Source organism: Micromonospora sp. NPDC005979, from assembly GCF_040614415.1.
GTDB lineage: Bacteria > Actinomycetota > Actinomycetes > Mycobacteriales > Micromonosporaceae > Micromonospora.
This window is the reverse complement of record NZ_JBEXUR010000010.1, coordinates 176,625-192,218: the sequence shown is the minus strand read 5'-3', so window position 1 is coordinate 192,218 and position 15,594 is coordinate 176,625. Positions and strand designations below refer to the sequence as shown.

Annotated in this window: 12 protein-coding genes and 1 riboswitch; of the genes, 7 read left to right on the top strand and 5 right to left on the bottom strand. The window is 73.5% G+C overall.

Annotated features, from left to right (window positions below; translation table 11 throughout):
• The first annotated feature begins 19 nt into the window (after positions 1-19).
• Positions 20-916 carry an aldo/keto reductase gene (locus ABZ272_RS18755; protein WP_355051196.1) on the top strand — a complete coding sequence of 299 codons (897 nt, stop codon included), beginning with the start codon at positions 20-22 and terminating at the stop codon, positions 914-916.
• 70 nt (positions 917-986) lie between these two features.
• Here the strand turns inward: ABZ272_RS18755 and ABZ272_RS18750 are convergent, their stop codons facing one another.
• The 3 genes from ABZ272_RS18750 to ABZ272_RS18740 all read right to left on the bottom strand — a co-directional run bounded on the left by ABZ272_RS18750 (position 987) and on the right by ABZ272_RS18740 (position 4,447).
• Positions 987-1,649, bottom strand: coding sequence for a hypothetical protein (locus ABZ272_RS18750; protein WP_355051195.1), 663 nt, complete (start codon positions 1,647-1,649; stop codon positions 987-989).
• Between the two features lie 10 nt (positions 1,650-1,659).
• Positions 1,660-3,819 (bottom strand): RNA polymerase recycling motor ATPase HelR, encoded by a 2,160-nt coding sequence (helR, locus tag ABZ272_RS18745; RefSeq protein WP_355051194.1) that lies wholly within the window; start codon positions 3,817-3,819, stop codon positions 1,660-1,662.
• Between the two features lie 124 nt (positions 3,820-3,943).
• Positions 3,944-4,447: a hypothetical protein gene (locus tag ABZ272_RS18740; protein WP_355051193.1), complete on the bottom strand. Its 504-nt coding sequence runs from the start codon at positions 4,445-4,447 to the stop codon at positions 3,944-3,946.
• A 116-nt stretch (positions 4,448-4,563) separates the two neighbouring features.
• Between ABZ272_RS18740 and ABZ272_RS18735 the strand changes: the two genes are divergently transcribed.
• The 3 genes from ABZ272_RS18735 (at position 4,564) to ABZ272_RS18725 (ending at position 7,017) form a co-directional block, all read left to right on the top strand.
• The gene (locus ABZ272_RS18735) at positions 4,564-5,418 is read left to right on the top strand and encodes a helix-turn-helix domain-containing protein (protein WP_355051192.1); all 855 of its coding nucleotides are present in this window, start codon (positions 4,564-4,566) and stop codon (positions 5,416-5,418) included.
• Positions 5,419-5,482: 64 nt separating this feature from the next.
• Positions 5,483-6,427 (top strand): NADP-dependent oxidoreductase, encoded by a 945-nt coding sequence (locus ABZ272_RS18730; RefSeq protein WP_355051191.1) that lies wholly within the window; start codon positions 5,483-5,485, stop codon positions 6,425-6,427.
• Between the two features lie 89 nt (positions 6,428-6,516).
• A complete protein-coding gene (locus ABZ272_RS18725; protein WP_355051190.1) occupies positions 6,517-7,017 on the top strand; it encodes a cupin domain-containing protein in 501 nt (166 codons plus the stop codon).
• 4 nt (positions 7,018-7,021) lie between these two features.
• Here the strand turns inward: ABZ272_RS18725 and ABZ272_RS18720 are convergent, their stop codons facing one another.
• On the bottom strand, positions 7,022-7,759 hold the full coding sequence (locus ABZ272_RS18720; RefSeq protein ID WP_355051189.1) for a hypothetical protein: 738 nt from the start codon (positions 7,757-7,759) through the stop codon (positions 7,022-7,024).
• Positions 7,752-8,327 carry an RNA polymerase sigma factor gene (locus tag ABZ272_RS18715; RefSeq protein ID WP_355051188.1) on the bottom strand — a complete coding sequence of 192 codons (576 nt, stop codon included), beginning with the start codon at positions 8,325-8,327 and terminating at the stop codon, positions 7,752-7,754. Before ABZ272_RS18715 ends, ABZ272_RS18720 begins: the two co-directional genes overlap by 8 nt.
• Before the next feature lie 125 nt (positions 8,328-8,452).
• Between ABZ272_RS18715 and ABZ272_RS18710 the strand changes: the two genes are divergently transcribed.
• The 3 genes from ABZ272_RS18710 (at position 8,453) to ABZ272_RS18700 (ending at position 15,557) form a co-directional block, all read left to right on the top strand.
• Positions 8,453-8,788: a hypothetical protein gene (locus ABZ272_RS18710; protein WP_355051187.1), complete on the top strand. Its 336-nt coding sequence runs from the start codon at positions 8,453-8,455 to the stop codon at positions 8,786-8,788.
• 337 nt (positions 8,789-9,125) lie between these two features.
• Positions 9,126-9,255, top strand: a riboswitch (cobalamin riboswitch).
• Between the two features lie 316 nt (positions 9,256-9,571).
• A complete protein-coding gene (cobN, locus tag ABZ272_RS18705; RefSeq protein WP_355051186.1) occupies positions 9,572-13,240 on the top strand; it encodes a cobaltochelatase subunit CobN in 3,669 nt (1,222 codons plus the stop codon).
• Between the two features lie 64 nt (positions 13,241-13,304).
• Entirely contained in the window at positions 13,305-15,557 is a 2,253-nt protein-coding gene (locus ABZ272_RS18700) for a VWA domain-containing protein (RefSeq protein ID WP_355051268.1), read from the top strand.
• Positions 15,558-15,594: the final 37 nt, after the last annotated feature.

Sequence of the window (15,594 nt, the reverse complement as noted above, 5' to 3'; positions counted from 1 at the left end):
TGCTGGCTACGGTCGCCCGATGCCAACCGACGAGATCACCGCCGCCGCGGCGGGCACCTGGACCCTGGGCGACCGCACGGTGCGCCGGATGGGCTTCGGCTCGATGCGGATCACCGCGAACCCCGACCGCGAGCGCGCGATCGCGCTGCTGCGCCGCGCCGTCGAGCTGGGCGTCAACCACATCGACACGGCCGCGTTCTACGTCTCGCCCGGCGGAACCCTGCGGGTGGGCACCGGTCCCGCCCGGTACGCCACCGAGCTGATCCACGCCGCCCTCGCTCCGTACCCGGAGGATCTGGTGATCGTGACCAAGGTCGGCTTCGGGTACGACCCGGTGGACGGGTTCCGCGAGGCGGTCACTCCCGCCCAGTTGCGCGCGCAGGTCGAGGAGAACCTGCGTCGTCTCGGCCGCGACCAGCTCGACGTGGTGAACCTACGGCTCGGCCGGGGGCCGGGGGCGGTGCCGCTGGCCGAGCGGTTCGGCGCCCTGGCCGAGCTGCGCGACGCCGGGCTGATCCGGCACCTCGGGCTGTCCAACGTCCGGCCCGAGCAACTGGACGAGGTGGCCGGCATCGCGCCCGTGGTCTGCGTCCAGAACAACTACGGCGTGGACGCCTACCGTGAACAGGACGCCTTCGTCCGGGCCTGCGGCGAGCGGGGAATCGCCTACGTGCCGTTCTTCGCGCTGGCCGGAACGTCCCGCGAGGCGGGAGCGACCGCCGCGCCGGGCGCGGCCGTCGAGGCGGTCGCCCGCGACCACGGCGTCACCCCCTCGCAGGTACGCCTGGCCTGGACCCTGCACCAGGGCCCGCACGTCCTCGCCATCCCCGGCACCGGCGACCCCGCACACCTCGAGGAGAACATCGCCGCCGCGTCCCTCCACCTGACCCCGGAGGACCTGACCCGCCTGGGCTGACCGAACCTTGTCCCGGTGATCATGAAGTTGTTGTCAGCGATGCCGGCGTGTCACGTCAACAACTTCATGGTCACCGGAGCCAGACGCGCAGGGGGCCGATGGGGAGGAAGCCGGCTCGGCAGGCCGGGGGCAGGTCGGGCGCGGACTCGTAGCCGAGCAGGGTGACGCCGGGGCGGGTGACGACGACCGCACGCCAGATCTCGTCCGGGTCGTCCGTGGTGCTTAACAGGTTGGAGACGCCGCACGGGTCGTCGCCGCTGACCACCGCACCGCCGCTGACCGTGCCGTTCTCGTCGTAGTGGGCCAGCACCCGGATTCGCGGGTCGGCCAGCAGCGCCGGGCGGAACAGCTCCCCACCGCCGTGCGCGCTCGCCCAGGCCGCCAGCCCGGGCCCGGTGGTGACCGGAGTGAGCGGCGGGCCGTCCGGGGGCTCGGTGGGTGGGCGGTGGATCCACTGCGCGTCGAAGAGGACCCGGAACCCGTACGCCGCCAGGTCGAGGTCGGCGAAGCTGTCCTTCACCGACGCGCCGGCCCCGGCGTCGATCCGCGCGAGCAGCGCTTCGGGGTCGACGCCGGGGCGCAGGGTGACCGCGTCCGGATACCAGGGTGGGGAGCGGCGGGGCACCGACCACGCGTCGGCGTCGATCCGGCCGACCAGCCCGTGGCTGGCGCACACCACGTCGCACCATTGCGCGTTGTTGTGCGCCGCCGCCTCCCGCACGTCGTCCGGCACGCCCGGCAGCCTAGTCGGTGAGCACGACGAGCCGCTGGGTCGCGCGCGTCATCGCGACGTACCTGTCGACCGCCCCCTGGACGCCCTCACCGAACGCCTCCGGATCGACGAGGACGACCAGGTCGAACTCCAGCCCCTTGGACAGTTCCGGGGTCAGCGACCGGACGCGATTCGTCACCGGCCGGAACGTGGGGTCCCCGATGACGCAGGCGATCCCCTCGGCGTGCTCCGCGAGCCAGCCGTCGACGATCGCGTCCCGGTCGCGCACCGATCCGTGGGTGACGGGGATCCCGTTGCCGCGGATCGAGGTCGGCACGTTCGCGTCCGGGAGGACGGCCCGGACGACCGGTTCGGCCTGCTCCATGACCTCCCGGGGCGTCCGGTAGTTGACGGTCAACGAGGTCAGGGTCACCTCGTCGAGCCCGACGCGGGCGAGCCGCTCCCGCCACGACCCGGTGAACCCGTGCCGCGCCTGGGCCCGGTCCCCGACGATGGTGAAGCTGCGCGACGGGCACCGCGACAGCAGCATCTGCCACTGCGCGTCGGTCAGCTCCTGCGCCTCGTCCACCACGATGTGCGCGAACGGGCCGGCCAACAGATCCGCGGCGACGCCCGGCAGGACGGCCTCGTCGACAAGCGCGTCCTGCAGGTCCAGTTGGCGCAGACTCGACAGCACGCCCTCGCCGTCGTCGTAGGCGTGCGCCTCGATCAGCTCGTCGACGACCGTCGCCATGCGTGCCCGTTCGGCGGCGATCGTGGCCTCGCGGCGGCGGGTACGCCCCGACGCCTCCGCATCGCCGAGCCGCTGTCGTGCCGCGTCCAGCAGCGGCAGGTCGGACACCGTCCACGCGCGGGCGTCGGCGCGCTGGAGCCGGCGGACGTCGTCGGGACCGAGCCAGGGGGCGCACCTGCGCAGATAGGCGGGTACCGACCACAGGTCCGCGACGATGTCGGCCGCGTCGAGCAGCGGCCAGGCGCGGTTGACCGTCGTACGAAGGTCCGCGTCGCGCCGCAGCGACGCGCGGACGAGGTCCTCGGGTTCGTCGCCGTCGTACCTGCCGAGCAGGATGCTCAGCAGCTCGTCCCAGATTTCGTCACGGGCCTCGTTGTGCGGGGTGCCCGGTCCGGGCGCCTCGAACGCCTGGGCCCAGTCGTCGGCGCTCAGCCGGATATCGGTGTCGCCCGCCGTGACGGTCAGCGCCGTCCTGGGCGGCTCCTCGTAGAAGCGGACGGCCGCGTCGATCGCCCGTACCAGGCCGAGCGAGGACTTGAGGCGGTCCACCTCCGGGTCGCTCTCGGCGACGGCCGAGGCGCCCTGCGGTACGAGGTCCCGCAGGGTGCAGGTCTGCACGTCCTCTTCGCCGAGGCTGGGCAGGACGTCGGCGACGTACGCCAGGTAGGGCTGGTGCGGCCCGACGAACAGCACCCCGCCGCGACCCTGCCGCAGGCGTGGGTCGGAGTAGAGCAGGTACGCGGTGCGGTGCAGGGCGACGACGGTCTTGCCCGTGCCCGGACCGCCGTCGACGACGAGCGCGCCACGGGACCCGGCCCGGATGATGGCGTCCTGGTCGGCCTGGATGGTGCCGAGCACGTCGCGCATCCGGGCCGACCGGTTGCCGCCCAGGCTGGCGATGAACGCCGACTGGTCGTCCAGCGCGGCGTGCCCCTCGAACCCGTCCGGGGTGAACACCTCGTCCCAGTAGTCGCTGATCCGGCCGAGTGTCCAGCGGTACCGGCGTCGACTCGCGAGGCCCATCGGGTTGGCGTGGGTTGCTCCGAAGAACGGCGCGGCGGCCGGTGAGCGCCAGTCGAGCAACAGCCGGCGGCCATCGCCGTCGCTGAGGCCAAAGCGTCCGATGTAGACGGGCTCGGGGTCGTCAACGTGGACCATGCGGCCGAGACACAGATCCAGACCGAAACGAGATAGCGCACGCAGGCGGGCGGTCAGCCGTCGGACCTCCTCGTCCCGGACGACCGCCTGCCGACCCTTGCCGGCGGGCGCCCGGCGCTCGGCGTCGAGCCGGTCGGACAGCTCGGCGGTGGATCGCTCGAGGCTCGCCGCGATCACGGCGAAGTGCTGCTCGTCCCGGGCGACGAGCGCCGGGTCGGCCTTGGCCGCGAGGTTCTCCGGTAGGTCGAACACACTGGCCGCCGCCGACGACACGTTCATCCTCATGGCTCCCGTTTCCGCAGGTCATGGCCTTGGACGGGCCATTCTGCGGCACGACGGGGGCCTTGCCGCAAGTCCCCCCATGCGGTATATGTTGGATATGGCGGGAGGGTTGTCCCCGCCCTCACGGCTTCCGTTCGGCGTAGACGAGATCCATCGTGTCGGTGCGCCCGGCCCACCGCAGGTCGAGATGCCAGCACCCCGCCTCGGGCAGGTCGATGATCGACGGGCCCGGCCCGCCGGCGACCTCGTGCGCCACCCTGGTGTCGGTGCCGTCCAGCGTCGCGGTGATCTTCAGCGTGGTCGACTCGCCCGGGTCCGGCGAGGTCGTCGCAGGTCGGGCCACCCAGAGGATCTTGTTGCTCGACGCGTCCGGTCGGACCTGCGCCAGCGGGTGGCCGAACAGCACCGCCACGATCTCACCCCGTGCGCCGAAGACGTGTGGCATACGGGTGTCCCCGTGGAACCCCTCGTCCGCCCAGTCGGGCAGTGAACCCGTCTCGACGTGTCCCGCGCAGCCGGTCGGCGTGGTGGGGGCGCCGGCCTCCGACGGCGTGGCCCGCTCCCCGACCGAGCAGCCCGCCACCACCAGTACCGACCCCAGCACGAAACTGCCCCAGGTGATCATTGCGCCCCCTCTCATACGGATGTCCCGCACCAGTCAGACACCGCCCGGGCCGGGCGGGTTCCTCGGCCGGGGTGCCGCCACCTGCGCCGACCACCTCTTCGGGCACACTTGGCGCCGTGGAACGTCACGAGTTCGGCACCGCCCTGCGCCAGTTGCGGGAGAGCACTGCTCCGGAGAAGGTCGGCCTGCCGGTAGGCCGTCGACGGACCCAAGGGTTGCGGCGGGAGGAGCTCGGCGAGCTGGCCGGGATGTCCGCCGACTACGTGCGCCGGTTGGAGCAGGGGCGCAGCCACCCTTCGGCCGGGGTGGTGAACGCCATCGCCCGCGCCCTGCGCGCCGGGCGGGCCGATTACGAGCGGCTCTGCGCGCTGGCCGGGTACGCCGCCGCGGACGGGCAGGTGCCGACCGAGGTCGGCCCGGGTGCGATGCGGCTGCTCGAACGGTTCACCGACACTCCGATGTTCGTCTCCGACGCGGCGATGAACCTGGTCGCCGTGAACGGCGCCTTCCTGGCCCTGAAGCACTGGCAGCTCACCGGGGACCCGTGGGAGTGGAACATCGCCTGGCGGTCGTTCTGCGATCCCTTCGACGGCTTCAAGCAGTCCGCCGCCGACGCGACCGATCATGAGGCAGTCCTGGTCGCCCGGCTGCGGAGCGCGCAATTGCGCTACCCCGCCGACGTGCCACTCGCCGCGCTGGTGGACGAGCTACGGAGTCGGAGCCGCCGGTTCGACGACCTGTGGCGGGTGCCACGACCGGTGGCGGCCCACGAGAGCAGTGCCGCGTTCATCCATCCGGACGCCGGCCCGGTCACGCTCGTTGGCAGCATGCTCGCCATCCCGGGTGATGATTTGGCGGCGCTGATGCTCACCGCGGCGCCCGGATCGGCCGACGCGGCGCGTCTCGCCGAGATCGTCGACGCCGCCGGCGAACCGACGATCCTCAGGGTGGGCCAAGCCGGCCCAGGCTAATCGCGCCGGATCCGGCCAGATTGGGTGACGTCCCCAGCGACACCCGACGAAAGCAGGTCCAGCAATGAAGGCAGTGCGTTTTCACGAGTTCGGCGGTCCCGAGGTCCTGCGCTACGAGGATGTCGAGCTGCCCACCCCCGGTGCCGGTCAGGTCCGGATCCGGGTCGCCGCGACGTCGTTCAACGGTGTCGACGGCAACATCCGGGCCGGCTTCATGCAGGGCCCGATCCCGGTCGAGCTGCCGCACACTCCCGGCCTCGACGTCGCCGGCACTGTTGACGCGCTCGGTGACGGCGTCGACGACATCGCGGTCGGCGACCGGGTCGTCGGCTTCCTGCCGATGACGGGTACCGGAGCGTCCGCGGAGTACGTGATCGCGCCGGCGGAGATCCTGACCGGCGCGCCCGGGAACATCCCGCTTGCCGACGCGGCGGCGCTCCCGCTGGTGGGCCTGACCGCGTGGCAGGCGCTGTTCGACCACGGCAAGCTGACCGCCGGCCAGCGGGTGCTGATCAACGGCGCCGGGGGAGCGGTCGGCGGGTACGCCGTGCAGCTGGCCAAGGAGGTAGGCGCCCGGGTCATCGCCACGGCCAGCCCTCGCAGCGCCGAACGGGTCAGGACCGCGGGCGCGGACGAGGTGATCGACCACACCACCACCGACGTGACCGAAGCGGTGACCCAGCCGGTCGACCTGGTCCTCAACCTCGCGCCGGTCACCCCGGAGCAGTTGGCCGCGCTGGTCACCGTGATCCGGGACGGTGGCGCCCTGGTCAACACCACCGTCTGGATGCCCGCCCCCTCCGACGAGGGGCGCGGCGTGCGCGGCATCGACCTGTTCGTGCGCAGCGACGCCGATCAGCTCGCCGACCTGGTCGCCCGCGTCGGCACCGGTGAGCTGCGCGTCGAGGTCGGCCAGCGGGTGCCGCTGGCCGATCTGCCGGCCCTGCACGCGCGGGCCGGCGAGGGTGAGTTGCCGGGCAAGACCATCGTCGTCGCGCCCACGGTCTGAGCCACCCCGTGCGGCCTTCCCGCGACGCGCCGTCGCCGACCGCATCGTTGAGTCGCTGTAACACCGAGATCCCCGAAGGAGCAACCAGGATGATCCCCGACGATGACCCGTCCCGCTCGCTGACCGTCGCCGACCCCGACGACCCTGGTACGACGTACATCTCGCTGGTCGGCAACACCTACGGCATGTTGATCACGGGCGAGCAGACCAACGGCAGGTACTGCCTGATCGACATGCGCGTCCCCGACGGCGGCGGGCCGCCGCCGCACCGGCACGACTTCGAGGAGATGTTCACGATCCTGGAGGGCGAAATCGAGTTCACCTTCCGCGGTGAGCAGCACACCGTACGGGCCGGCTCCACGATCAACATCCCGGCCAACGCGCCGCACAACTTCCGCAACGTCTCGGGAGCGCCGGCCCGGATGCTCTGCATGTGCACCCCGGCCGGGCAGGACGAGTACTTCATGCGGATCGGTGACGTCGTCGCGGGCGCGGACGCGCCGCCACCGCAGTTGACACCCGACGAACTGGTGGAACGCCGCCGCCGCGCGGCGGAACTGGCCTCGACGTACCGCAGCGAATTTCTCTGACGTCCTACCGGGGGAGCGAGTCGGCGATCTCCAGCGCCTCGGCCTGGGTGCGCGCGCCCTCCAGCCGGTAGCTCACGCCGGCCCGCTCCCAGATCAGGGTCGACGCGGCGAGTCGCGCGGTCTCTCGCCGGATCTGTCCCGATCGGTCGACGTACGACAGCACGTGTGGGCCGTCGACCCAGACGGCGAAGTCGCCCTCGACCTGCGTCCACTCCACTCCCGGCCGGGTGGTCCGCTTGTGGAAGGCCAGGTCGAGGCGACCGTCGAACGCGTCGAGACGCACCGCGCCGCCCTCGTACAGCAGCGTCGCGACCCGGTACGCGCCGGTGCCGTCGGGGTCGGCGACCGACACCCGCTCCGGCGGACCGAGCGCGGCCGGCACACGGATCGGGAAGCGCACCGCCCGCCGCGCCTCGTCGAGCCCCACCATCCGCAGCGACGGCAGGGGTGACGGCTCGTCCTCGGGCGGCGACGGCCTGGACGAGGTGACGATGCCGACGCCGGCGAAGCGCAGCACCTCGCCGACCGCGTCGGCGACGGCCGCACGCGTCGGCGGCAGCGCCGCGACCAGCAGGGCAACGAGCGCCGCCGCGGCCAGGGAGCGCCACCGACGTCGCCCGCGTACGTCCCCGACGAGCCGGTCGCGCACCCGTGCGGTCACGTCCGGCGTGGCGGGCGTGACCAGCCAGTCGCCGAGGTCACGCAGCTCCGCTTCCAGGTCGTCCCGGGCGAGGTCATCCATGACGCACCTCCTCGTCGGCGAGCAGGGCGCGCAGCTTCGCCAGTGCCCGTGAGGTACGCGACTTCACCGTTCCCCGGGGCCAGCCCAGCATGACGCCCGTCTCCTGCTCGCCGAGGTCGAGGAAGAACCGGCAGACGATCACTTCGCGGTCGCGTACCGGCAGTTGCCGCAGGGCCGCCACCAGCGCGGCCCGACGCTCGACGGCCAGGACGGCGTCGAGGGCGTCATCCTCGGTGACCTCGGGCGGGGGGTTCGCCGCCGCCCGCAGGACCAGGCCGTCCCGGCGCGTGCGGGAGCGGTGCAGGTTGCGGGTCTCGTTGGCGACGATCGCGAGCAACCAGGAGCGGAAGGACGACTCTCCCCGATAGCGGGACAGCTTGCGGTAGCCCTTCACGAACGCCTCCTGGACGACGTCCTCGGAGTCCGAACCCGCGCCGAGCAGCACCGCCGTCCGGTACGCGGACGCGGTGTGCCGGGCGACCAGGAGCTCGTACGCCTCCAGGTCACCGGTTCGGGCGCGGCTGACGAGCACGTCGTCGTCCAGGGGAACCTCCGGTCGGACTCGCACTGATGACACCACCCGCGCGCGTCGGGTTCCGCCCCGGACGAGTCAGATTTCTCCCACCCGCCGTGCAGCGTATTGCCAGGAATCGGTGCTCAACTGGGAGCGGAGTCGAAGGAGAGGGGCTGGGCATGGGCTGGTTCAACCGGCGGTCTCGAAGCGCCGAGGCGACGCCGACGAAGCTGGACCGTGAGGCCACCCGGGAGGACCTTGCCGCGCTGGAGGCGTTCGTCACCAGCCGGCGGGGCGTGGAGTTCTACCTGGAACCGGAGACGACAGCCACCGACACCACCGTCGTCGCGATCGCCCACGACGGGGAGTGGATCCGTCGTCGCACCGGCACACCCCGTGCGGCGGGCGACATCGCCCGCAAACACGCGGTGCCGCTGTACGAGGCGGCCCGCACCGGCTACCCGGAGCGGATGCGGGTGTGGAATCGGGCACACCCGGAACGCCACGCCCGCTGAGCCCACCGCGTCAGACCGTCCCCGAGTCCCCGCGGGGCCCGGCTGACCGACCAGCGTCCCGGATGGGCGGCGCCACGCTGAGCGATCGCGCTGGCCAGGGCGTGTGAAGCGTCCTTTGCTCTGCTTCCCTATACGCGACAGTCAGCGGGCCGCAGTGTCGCCTATGGGGAAGCAGAGCAAAGGACGGTGGGTGCAGGTCCGGGGGGCATCGCGGTGCGCCGATCCGCCGCCGCGCCACCCGCCGGAGCGTCGGTGCGTCACTCCCACCCGGGCGGGGTCGGGGCGGCGTTGACCGGCGGCGCGAGGGTGTGGCAGCATTCGCGGCCTGACGGCAGTCAAGGAAGTCGGTGCGAATCCGACGCGGTCCCGCCACTGTCACCGGGGAGTGATCCCCCCTCGCGAGTCACGGCCGTGTGTCTGCGGTTGGAAGGCCGGGGGAGAGCGTCGATCCGGAAGCCAGGATACTTCGGCCGTCGGGACGTACCCCAGGGCGTGGACACCCGAGGAGGACCCGATGACGCATGGCGTCTTGCGCACCGACGAGCACCGTCGTACCCCGAGCGGCGGTCGCACCGCCGCGACCCGACCCGGCCGCACGACCGCGCCGGCATCCGCTCGCTTGGGCGTCGTTTCCCGCTGAGTTCCGCGCCACGCCACCCGTTGCCGCCTGCCCCGTGCCGGTGAGCGGTCCGGGTCGCGGTGCCCGCTGAACCCCGCGCCCACCCGCACGTCGTCGCCGAACCGCTTTCGCGAGCGCGCCGACGTTACCGTCCGGAGCCTGCCGTGCGCATTCTGCTGCTCTCCACCGCCGACACCGACCTGCTGGCCGCCCGCGCCAGCGACGCCGACTACCGGCTCGCCAACCCCGCCCGGGTGGCGGCCGACGAGGTGCCCGCCCTGCTCGACGGGGTCGACCTCGCCGTCGTACGCCTGCTCGGCGGTCGGCAGGCGTGGCCGGACGGCCTCGCCGCCGTGCTCGCCAGCGGCGTGCCCACGGTCGTCCTCGGCGGCGAGGCGCTGCCCGACGCGGAGCTGATGGCGGTCTCCACCGTGCCGTCCGGGGTGGTCGCCCAGGCCCTCGCGTACCTGGTCGAGGGTGGCCCGGACAACCTGGGGGAGCTGGCCCGGTTCCTCTCCGACACGGTCCTGCTCACCGGTGAGGGATTCGCCCCGCCCACGCCGACCCCGGCGTACGGCGTGCACGGCGAGCACCCCACCGAACCGGATCGGCCCACCATCGGAATCGTCTTCTACCGGGCGCACGCCCTGGCCGGCAACACCGCGTTCGTCGACGTGCTGGCCGAGGCGGTCCGCGCGGCCGGCGGCAACCCACTGCCGATCTTCTGCGGCTCGCTGCGCGGGCTGACCACCGGCGCCGGCCCGCTCGGGCTGTTCGCCCGCTGCGACGCGTTGCTGGTCACCGTCCTCGCGGCCGGCGGCGCGGTCGCCGCGGACGCCTCCTCCGGCGGCGACGAGGACGCCTGGGACGTCGGCGCGCTCGCCGCCTTGGACGTGCCGGTCATCCAGGCGCTCTGCCTCACCAGCACACGTGAGCAGTGGGCCGGCAGCGACGCCGGACTGTCCCCGCTGGACGCGGCGATGCAGGTGGCCATCCCCGAGTTCGACGGCCGGATCGTCACGGTGCCGTTCTCGTTCAAGCAGGTCGACGCCGACGGGCTCTCGGTGTACGCCGCCGACCCCGAGCGGGCCGCCCGCGTCGCCGGCATCGCGGTGCGGCACGCCCGGCTGCGCGACGTGCCGAACGCCGACAAGCGGATCGCCGTGGTGCTCAGCTCGTACCCCACCAAGCACTCGCGGGTCGGCAACGCCGTCGGGTTGGACACCCCGGCCTCGGCGGTCCGGCTGTTCGCCGCGCTCGCCGAGGCGGGCTACGACCTCGGGGGCACGCCGCCGCCCACGGACGGTGACGCGCTGATCCACGCGCTGATCGCCGCCGGCGGGCACGACGTGGAGTGGCTCACCCCGGAGCAGTTGGCCGCCGCCGAGGCCCGGATACCGGGGCAGACGTACCGGCGCTGGTTCGAGGGGGTCCCGGTCGAGCTGCGTGAGCGGATGCGGCAGCACTGGGGCGAGCCGCCCGGCGAGCTGTACACCGACGGCGGGGACATCGTGCTGGCCGGACTGCGCTTCGGCAACGTGGCGCTGCTGATCCAGCCGCCGCGTGGTTTCGGGGAGAACCCGATCGCCATCTACCACGACCCGGACCTGCCGCCGAGCCACCACTACCTGGCCGCGTACCGCTGGCTCGCCGCGCCGGTCGCGGACGGCGGCTTCGGCGCGGACGCCGTGGTGCACCTGGGCAAGCACGGCACCCTGGAGTGGCTGCCCGGCAAGGGGCTCGGCCTGGCCGCCGACTGCGCGCCCGACGCGGTCCTCGCGGACCTGCCGCTGGTCTACCCGTTTATCGTCAACGACCCCGGCGAGGGCACCCAGGCCAAGCGACGGGCACACGCCGTGGTCGTCGACCACCTGGTGCCGCCGATGGCCCGCGCCGAGACCTACGGCGACCTGGCCAAACTGGAGCAACTGCTCGACGAGTACGCCACCGTGCAGGCGCTCGACCCGGCCAAGGTGCCGACCGTGCGGGCGCAGATCTGGGACCTGGTCCGCGCCGCCGAGCTGCACCACGACCTGCACACCGAGGCGATGCCCGACGCGGACGACTTCGACGATTTCGTGCTGCACCTCGACGGCTACCTGTGCGAGGTCAAGGACGTGCAGATCCGCGACGGCCTGCACATCCTCGCCGACGCGCCCACCGGAGAGCCCCGCGTCAACCTGGTCCTCGCGGTGCTGCGCGCCCCGCAGATCTGGGGCGGCGCCCAGGCCCTGCCCGGCCTGCGGCAGGCCCTCGCCGCTGCGTACGGCCTCGACGAACAGGCGCTGCTCGCGACGCCGGGCCAGCGGATCGCCCTGCCGGCCGCGTTGACCGACGCGGTGGACGGGCCGGCCGGCACCGCCGCAGATGCCATCGACCTGATCGAAGCCCTCGCCCGGCGGCTGGTCATCGGCATGGAGACCCTGGGCTGGACCGCCGAGACGGCCGAGGCGGTCGTCGCCGAGGTGACCGGCCAGCCGATCCCGGACGCCGCCCAGGTACTGCGCTTCGCCGCGACCGAGCTGGTGCCCCGGCTGGAGCGCACCACCGACGAGCTGCGCAACACCCTCGGCGCGCTCGACGGTCGGTTCGTGCCGCCCGGCCCGTCCGGCTCACCCACCCGGGGCCTGGTCAACGTGCTGCCCACCGGCCGGAACTTCTACTCCGTCGACCCCAAGGCCATTCCCAGCCGCAACGCCTGGGACGTCGGCGTGGCCCTGGCCGACTCGCTGCTGGCCCGGCACCTCGCCGACACCGGCGCGTACCCCCGCTCGGTGGGGTTGACCGTCTGGGGCACCAGCGCGATGCGCACCCAGGGCGACGACATCGCCGAGGTGCTCGCGCTGCTGGGCTGCCGGCCGGTGTGGGACGAGCGGTCCCGGCGGGTCACCGGCGTCGAGGTCGTGCCGACCGCCGAGCTGGGTCGACCCCGCGTCGACGTCACCGTGCGGATCTCCGGCTTCTTCCGCGACGCGTTCCCGCACGTGGTGGCGCTGCTCGACGACGCCGTCCGGCAGGTCGCCGCCCTCGACGAGCCGGACGAGGAGAACTACCTGCGGGCGCACGTCACCGCCGACGTGGCCGAGCACGGCGACGAGCGGCGGGCCACCGCCCGCATCTTCGGCTCCAAACCCGGCGCGTACGGCGCGGGCCTGCTGCCGCTGATCGACGCCCGGACGTGGCGCAGCGACGCCGACCTGGCCGAGGTGTACGCGGTCTGGGGTGGCTACGCGTACGGCCGGGGCCTGGACGGGCGGGAGGCGCGCGCCGACATGGAACGCTCGTTCGCCCGGATCGCGGTGGCGGTGAAGAACCAGGACACCCGCGAGCACGACATCGTCGACTCCGACGACTACTTCCAGTACCACGGCGGGATGGTGGCGATGGTCCGCCACCTCACCGGCACGTCCCCGGCCGCGTACGTGGGTGACTCGGCCATGCCGCACGACGTGCGCACCCGCACGCTGGGCGAGGAGACCCGGCGGGTGTTCCGGGCCCGGGTGGTCAACCCGAAGTGGATCGCCGCGATGCGCCGGCACGGCTACAAGGGCGCGTTCGAGCTGGCCGCCACGGTGGACTACCTGTTCGGCTACGACGCTACCGCCGGCGTGGTGGACGACTGGATGTACGAGCACCTGGCCGCCGCGTACCTGTTCGACGACACCACCCGGGAGTTCCTGGCGCGGTCCAACCCGTGGGCGCTGCGCGGCATCACCGAGCGGCTGTTGGAGGCCGCCGACCGGGGGCTGTGGGCCAAGCCCGAGCCGGCCACCCTGGACCGCCTGCGCGACGAGTACCTGGCCAGCGAGGGTGACCTGGAGGACCGGGCATGAGCGCGAGGAGTGAGCCGGTTTGCGAGGGGGCCCAGTGACGTATCCGTTCAGCGCCGTGCTCGGCATGGCCGACATGCGGCTCGCGTTGCTGCTCAACGCCGTCTCCCCGGCGATCGGCGGGGTCCTGGTGCGCGGCGAGAAGGGGACCGCGAAGTCGACCGCCGTCCGCGCGCTCGCCGCGCTGCTGCCCCCGGTACGGCGGGTCGCCGGCTGCCGCTTCGGGTGTGATCCGGCCGAACCCGACCCGGGCTGCCCGGACGGGCCGCACCCGGTCGGGGCGGCCGCCGAGACCGGCCCGGCGCGCCTCGTGGAACTGCCCGTCGGCGCGGCCGAGGACCGGGTCGTCGGGTCGCTGGACCTGGAGAAGGCGCTCGGCGAGGGCGTCCGCGCCTTCGAACCGGGCCTGCTCGCCGCCGCGCACCGGGGCGTCCTCTACGTCGACGAGGTCAACCTGCTGCACGACCACCTCGTCGACCTGCTGCTGGACGCGGCGGCGATGGGCCGCAGCCACGTCGAGCGCGAGGGCGTGTCGGTGAGCCACGCCGCCCGGTTCCTGCTGGTCGGCACCATGAACCCGGAGGAGGGGGAGCTGCGCCCGCAGCTGCTCGACCGGTTCGGGCTGACCGTGGAGGTGAACGCCAGCCGGGACCCGGAGATCCGGGTGGAGGTCGTGCGCCGTCGGCTCGCCGCCGACGCCGACCCGGCCGGGTTCGCCGCCCGCTGGGCCGACGCCGACGCCGAGATCGCCGCCCAGGTGGCCGCCGCCCGCCGCAGGCTTCCCGGGGTACGCCTGCCCGACGCCGCGCTGCGGCAAATCGCCGAGGTGTGCGCGGCGTTCGACGTGGACGGGATGCGCGCCGACATCGTCACCGCGCGTACCGCTCTCGCCCACGCCGCCTGGCACGGCCGGGACCGGGTCACCAGCGACGACGTCCGGGTGGCGGCCCGGCTCGCCCTGCCGCACCGTCGCCGCCGCGACCCGTTCGACACGCCGGGGCTGGACGAGAAGCGCCTCGACGAGGCGCTGCAACGGGCCCAGGACAGCCATCCCGACGACCCGGACGACGACGGCGCCCCGGACGACGGCGGCTCCGCCGGCCCGCGCCCCGACGGTCCCGCTGGTGGCGGCGGCCCGGGCGGCGGTGCCGGTGGCCCGGACGGTGGCGGCCCAGGCGGCAGTGCCGGCGGTTCGGGTGGCCCGGACGGTGAGGGAGGCCCGGACGCCGGGCGCCGTTCCGATGGGTCCGGACCGGATGCTCGTGGCGGTGACGCCGATGGTGCCGCGACCGATCCGACCACCCCGGAGGGTCCGGAACGTCACGGCTCCGCCGGTGGAAACGGCGCCAGCGCGGGCGAGCGCGGCGACGGTCCCGAGCCGCACGTCGCCGACGCGGGCGCAGAGGGGCCTTCCGATCGCTCGCAAGCCGACAGCAGGGGCAGACAGCGTCGACGGGCCGGAGGCGCTGAGCCGAACGGCACCGAGAACCCTCGGGACTGGGACGGCGGAACGGTGGCCGTACCCCGGGGTGGTCTACGCGCCCGGCTCCTGACCGCGCCCGGCGTTGGTGACGGGGTGCCGGGCCGGCGCTCCCGGGCGCGGACCGGGCGGGGCCGCACCACCGGGGCCCGGGTACCGGCGGGCCGGGTCGGCGCGCTGCACCTGCCGGCGACGGTTCGCGCCGCCGCGCCGCACCAGGCGGCCCGGGGTCGGCTCGCCGGCCCGTTGCGGCTGCGCCCGGAGGACCTGCGGGAGGCGGTCCGGGAGGGTCGTGAGGGCAACCTGGTGCTGTTCGTGGTGGACGCCAGCGGGTCGATGGGCGCCCGGCAGCGGATGACCGCAGTGAAGGACGCCGTGTTGGCGCTGCTCACCGACGCGTACCAGCGGCGGGACAAGGTGGCGGTGATCGCCTTCCGGGGCGCCGGTGCGCGGACGCTGCTGCCGGCCACCTCCTCGGTGCTGGCCGCGTCGACCCGCCTGGCCGAACTGCCGACCGGCGGGCGGACGCCACTGGCCGAGGGCCTGCTCGCCGCCGCCGATCTGCTGCGGGTGGAGCGCCTGCGCGATCCGAAGCGCCGCCCCCTGGTCCTCATCGTCACCGACGGCAGAGCCACCGCCGGAACCCGCCCGCTCGACCGGGCGGCAGGCGCGGCGGCAATCCTCGCGGCGACGGGTGCCCCCTGCGTGGTCGTCGACTGCGAGACCGGCCCGATCCGCCTCAACCTGGCCGCCCGCCTGGCAACCCAGCTGACCGCCCCCCTACACCCCCTAACCACCCTGACCCACCCCCGCGATCTTGCAGTTTCTGTCGCGACATAAAGGACGAGATACGCATATGAGCAACAGAAACTGCAAG